Annotated in this window: 5 protein-coding genes; 3 read left to right on the top strand and 2 right to left on the bottom strand. The window is 37.7% G+C overall.

Features of this window, described 5'->3' with window-relative positions:
- A partial coding sequence (locus OU792_RS18135; RefSeq protein WP_274670991.1) for an imm11 family protein occupies window positions 1–280 on the top strand: 280 nt, incomplete at its 5' end.
- Window positions 281–532: 252 nt separating this feature from the next.
- Here the strand turns inward: OU792_RS18135 and OU792_RS18130 are convergent.
- Entirely contained in the window at window positions 533–760 is a 228-nt protein-coding gene (locus OU792_RS18130) for a hypothetical protein (protein WP_274670990.1), read from the bottom strand.
- Between the two features lie 112 nt (window positions 761–872).
- On the opposite strand from OU792_RS18130, the gene OU792_RS18125 reads away from it, so the two are divergent.
- Window positions 873–1706, top strand: a complete 834-nt coding sequence (locus OU792_RS18125; RefSeq protein ID WP_274670989.1) for an alpha/beta hydrolase — start codon at window positions 873–875, stop codon at window positions 1704–1706.
- Between the two features lie 203 nt (window positions 1707–1909).
- Complete coding sequence (locus tag OU792_RS18120; RefSeq protein WP_274670988.1) at window positions 1910–2263, top strand: hypothetical protein; 354 nt, start codon at window positions 1910–1912, stop codon at window positions 2261–2263.
- A gap of 29 nt (window positions 2264–2292) precedes the next feature.
- Here OU792_RS18120 and OU792_RS18115 read toward each other — a convergent pair whose 3' ends face one another.
- Window positions 2293–3672, bottom strand: coding sequence for a Fic family protein (locus tag OU792_RS18115; RefSeq protein ID WP_274670987.1), 1380 nt, complete (start codon window positions 3670–3672; stop codon window positions 2293–2295).
- Window positions 3673–4700 lie beyond the last annotated feature (1028 nt).

Here is a 4700-nt window from a genome sequence, read left to right as displayed (position 1 = left end):
AAAAGTCCATGGAGTCAAAGAGACTAAAGAGTATTTTATACCGAGTTTCTCACAAAGACTTGATGTGCTAGATAGAGAGAAGACATTATTTGTTCAAGGCACAACCCACATTATAAAACCTGTATTCTCTTTTGAGAAGGTTAAAAAATATAGTTTGTTTTTTTTACCTCAGCAATATTGGGAAATTACATCAGGATTATATGTTAGCGATGCATTAAAAAATGCAATGCAAAAAATGAAATTAACAGGAGTAGACTTTGAAAATACAACGGTACTATAATATAAAAACTTTAAATATGATGTAAATAGGGATTTTCCATTTATTTCAATTCTAATTATTTCTTTTAGTGTTTTACAATTAGCCCTTATAGTGCTTTTGTATAAAAAATTAAAAAGGTAAAGTAGTGTTCTTCTGTTGATATTTTAGTTTGGATTAAACCCGAGAGGGAGATTTTCCCGATTGCTAAACGAACAATGTATTTTTTTTCGTTGTGGATTTTTTGTTGCATTGAAGATTTATTTTATTTGGATTCTAAAGCTTATCCAAAATTTCCCGGATTAGTCGCTCTCTGTCCAATTCCTTTTTTCTTTTTGTCCGTAGATTTAGGATATAGAGTATCCAAATCCCCCAGGCAACCGCAAAAAGCGGTAAAGGATTCTCTGCTCCCAATGCTCCAATCATTGCTATGAAGCTGATGAAAATGGTTCCTAAAAATTTGATGGTTGACCACATAGTTGAATTATTTGATAATGAATTCATTAATTTACGAATTAGAATTGAAGTTGTTGCACTTAATTGTATAAAGATAGATTTATATAAAAGAGTATAATTCTTTCTGGAGCTTGTTTAGAAATTTAAAAATCAAATCGTTATGAAAAAATCTACAGAGGCAATATTGTTCTTCCTACTGCTCTTTAGCTTCAATTCTGTTTATTCGATAAATCCCGATCGAGAATATATTCGTACTCCAGATTCAGTCAAATGGAATTATCAGCAACTAGATATCAATACCCGTGATGGCTTTCGTCTCAATACTTGGATTTATGAAGCCAAACCGGAAAATGATAAGGATACGGTTTTGATTCTTGCTTATCCTGATGCTGGGAATATGTCCTATTTTGTTTACCATGCAGCCATTCTGGCAAATGCTGGCTATACGGTAGTCACATTTGACTATAGAGGATTTGGGAAAAGCCAAGATTTCGAGATTCAAAAAGAATTTCTCTATTACAAGGAATTTGCTTGGGACCTGGAAGCTGTGGTCGAAACCATTTCAAAAGAAATCCCAAACAAGAAATTGGGAATATGGGCCATGTCGATGGGAACAACCATAGCCTCAAGAGCCTATCCACAGATTAAAGGTCAGATTGATTTTATTATTGGGGAAGGATTCGTCACCGATCCTGATGGAATTGTGGATTATTATAAGGAAAAGGGTAAAGAGATTCTACTTCCGGAGAGCAGTGATGAGTTTAAAATTTCCCTTGAATCTATCGATTGCCCACTTCTGATTTTAACTGCATCAAATGACAAGGTTACGACTCATGGGTCCGCCATTATACTTCAGAAGAAACTAGGAGACAATTGTGAAATTAGCAGATATGAAGGTGAACACCTAACAGGATTTCAGGTGGACTATGACAATCTGGGATTTGGAGGATGGTTTTTAAGTGAACTAGAGGAATTTTTGCAGTATAAGTCCTAACGATACATTATACTCTCTTCTTTTTCTTCTATGCTTCCCAGAAATCCTTTTATTCATTGTAGCTATCTGACCATCAGATTCGTTTGAGAGATAGAATTTGAAGCCGGGAAGTTTTTCTTATTGAGAAAGCAACTAGAAAAGAAATCATCTACCCCTCCCCCATCAATTTGTGATGTCAAAGCAGAGTAGTAAAACCTGATAAAATGAGAAAGTCTTCATCTAAATATCTATTGTTTTTTGCGGTATTAATTACGTTTGGTTGCCAAGATGATTTGGTGCCCGGTGAAGAGTTCACTGTTAGAATTGAAAGTACTTCTGATATTTCTTGTGGTCTTCCAGTAATCCTTTTTTTGGAAAAAAGTGATCAAGTGAGGGCCAAAACAAATGAGGAATCCTTGGAATATAATGCTTATGGACTCGATGAATCACTTAATGTTATCGGAAATGAACTCGTAATTACTTTTGGTAAAGTTAAAGAAGAGGATTTTCGAGTTTGTAGAGCAATTGGGATACCTTATCCGGCGGTTTCGATTCTAAGTGCCAGATTGAGAGATTAGATATTGAATATCAGGCTATTAATTTATTCTTAAGAATCCCATTTCTTTTTCCAGGCAGTAAATTCGGAAGGTCTAATTCGAAAGCGGACAAAATTTCCTTCATGAATTCCAAGGAGTTCGGTTTCTACTACTTCAGCGAACCTAGATTGGTCTGGTTCAGGTAATTTATTGACTTCAGATTTTATTGCTTGGGATGCTGCTTCTTTATCCATTGCATTGGTCACGATGTGGCTGACGATCGCTCGTATTTCCTCCCGGTATTTTAAGCGGAAAGGATCCGGCTCGCCAAGAGATTGACGAATGGCCGCATACCTTAAGGCAGACCGCTCATAGGCCCACAAAAAAACATCCTTGAATAACTCGACACGGTTTAATTCATAGATGCCAAGCATTCCTTTGATATAGCTTTCCTCCGGTACATCTATAAATGAAAGAGGTGCAAGGTTGTGTCGGTTCAAAGGAATATTGGCAGCCAATCTGGATACTCGCTTATTGACATCATCAAATGGTTGGAGATAGGGAAGCTGAACCAATACAAAAAAAGCCTGCTCAAAGGGATTTTGGATTTGGCTTGCCTTTGCCAGTATTAGGTCAAAAGATTCTTCGATAAGTTGTGGAATTCCCAACGGAGTAAATACCGAATTGGTGATTCCCACGCCAAATGTTCTAAGCCTGCCGGATGCAGCCGGATTTGGCAACAGGTTGTTTGAAAGCAGGGCATGGAGATTAAGAAAAGTGTAGCGATTGAAGCCCACCTCATCAGACGATTCTACCAAAAACTCGATAGCCTCCTTGTGATTGAGAATCATCTGGGTTTCCATCGGAGACTTGTTCGAGGGGGTTTTCCCGTTATGGATTAACAGCTCCGTATCCAACAAGGAATAGGTGTTTCCTTCCAGTCTGCTTGAATTCCAAGATAGGTCGATCAACAGGCGATTTAATATTTCTCTGGCATAGGTCCCTGCTGGCTGTTCTCCATTCCTGGTATTTCCCCATTCAGCCAGTTTTTGTTTTTCTTGGTTGCTGAGAAAGCTGTCGATGTTGGGACGGTAATTTTCCAAGAAACTTCGTTCATATCCAACAGGTTTCCTTTGTGCAACAGTACGTGAGACCAGGGCCAGAACGTCTTTACCTTCTTTTGAAAGCGGAATGGTCGATTGTAGCTCCTCGTCTGGTTTTATCTTTCCAGAATCCTGAGTTTGTTCAGGGACATTTGTATAATACTTTGTGGATCGAGCATTTCCTTTTATTAGGATCAGATTTTTTTCTCTGAGACTTTTTAGTCGTCTTTGAAGTGCTCTCTTTTCAATATTAAATGGGAGCAAGCTAAGGATTTGTTCTATTCCTAAGCCATCAGATGATGATGCAATTATTTCTTTAATCAGTTGTAGCTCATCTCGATTTTCCATCTTCAATCCCATTTGTATCGCGACAATAATAGCATATAAATGACGCAATAAAAAAGAATTGTGTCACGATAATTGACGCAATAGTTAAATCGCGTCATTCTTTGGAAAGAATGTCGATTCTTTATTTCTCCGCTTTTGTCGAGTCGTTTTGAAGAATTGTAGTTGAGTTTAATTGCTGAGTTTTGATTGTGCACACGCTGTGTGCACAATTTGATAAGTCAAAAGCAAAACAATAAGGTGGTGCTTTTCTTCTCCATGAAAGAGGTTTAAACAGCAAAAAGAAAAAGCAATCCAGAATTCGTACACCTCGTACGGCTCGTACAAATCGCACGGTACGAATTGTTCGAGGGTTGAAATTCGAAATCACTCAAATAGATTTGGAATGGCTAAGTTGCAGGGTCACAAAAATTCGTTTTCAGATTTAAGTATTTGAAATTCTCTTTGAATACTGATTTTAACAGCAAAAAAGAAAAAATTTTAATTTAAGATTCAACCTCTTTATACGGCTCATAAGCCTTGATTTTGTCAGAAAATTCCAAGACAGAATTAAAATCAATTCAAATGAATTTGAAATTTTTGGCTTAAAATGAACCTGTCCCCCTATTTGTCCTCCTTAGGATATAAGAATCTAAAAATCAATAAATTAAAACAGTCCTGTTCCCGCTACTACGAAGCCGATCAGAAATGATCGGCTTTTTTGTTTTATTTATTAAAGGTCACAGGATCGACCCGCGATAGCTATCGGGGCTGTTCCCGCTACTACGAAGCCGGTCAGAAATGATCGGCTTTTTTGTTTTATTTAATAGTGGTCACAGGTTCGACCCGCGATAGCTATCGGAGCTGTTCCCGCTACTACGAAGCCGATCAGAAATGATCGGCTTTTTTGTTTTATCTAATTATGGTCACAGGTTCGACCCGCGATAGCTATCGGGGCTGTTCCCGCTACTACGAAGCCGATCAGAAATGATCGGCTTTTTTTGTTTTATTTATTAAAGGTCACAGGATCGACCCGCGATAGCTATCGGGGC

It is taken from the genome of Algoriphagus sp. NF, assembly GCF_028823735.1.
GTDB lineage: Bacteria > Bacteroidota > Bacteroidia > Cytophagales > Cyclobacteriaceae > Algoriphagus > Algoriphagus marincola.
This window is presented reverse-complemented; position numbering and strand designations above follow the sequence as displayed.

Excerpts from the sequence above, each read along its gene's own strand:
- OU792_RS18130 (WP_274670990.1), bottom strand. The coding sequence starts at position 760 with ATGAATTCATTATCAAATAATTCAACTATGTGGTCAACCATCAAATTT.
- OU792_RS18120 (WP_274670988.1), top strand. The coding sequence starts at position 1,910 with ATGAGAAAGTCTTCATCTAAATATCTATTGTTTTTTGCGGTATTAATT.
- OU792_RS18115 (WP_274670987.1), bottom strand. The coding sequence starts at position 3,672 with ATGGAAAATCGAGATGAGCTACAACTGATTAAAGAAATAATTGCATCA.
- OU792_RS18125 (WP_274670989.1), top strand. The coding sequence starts at position 873 with ATGAAAAAATCTACAGAGGCAATATTGTTCTTCCTACTGCTCTTTAGC.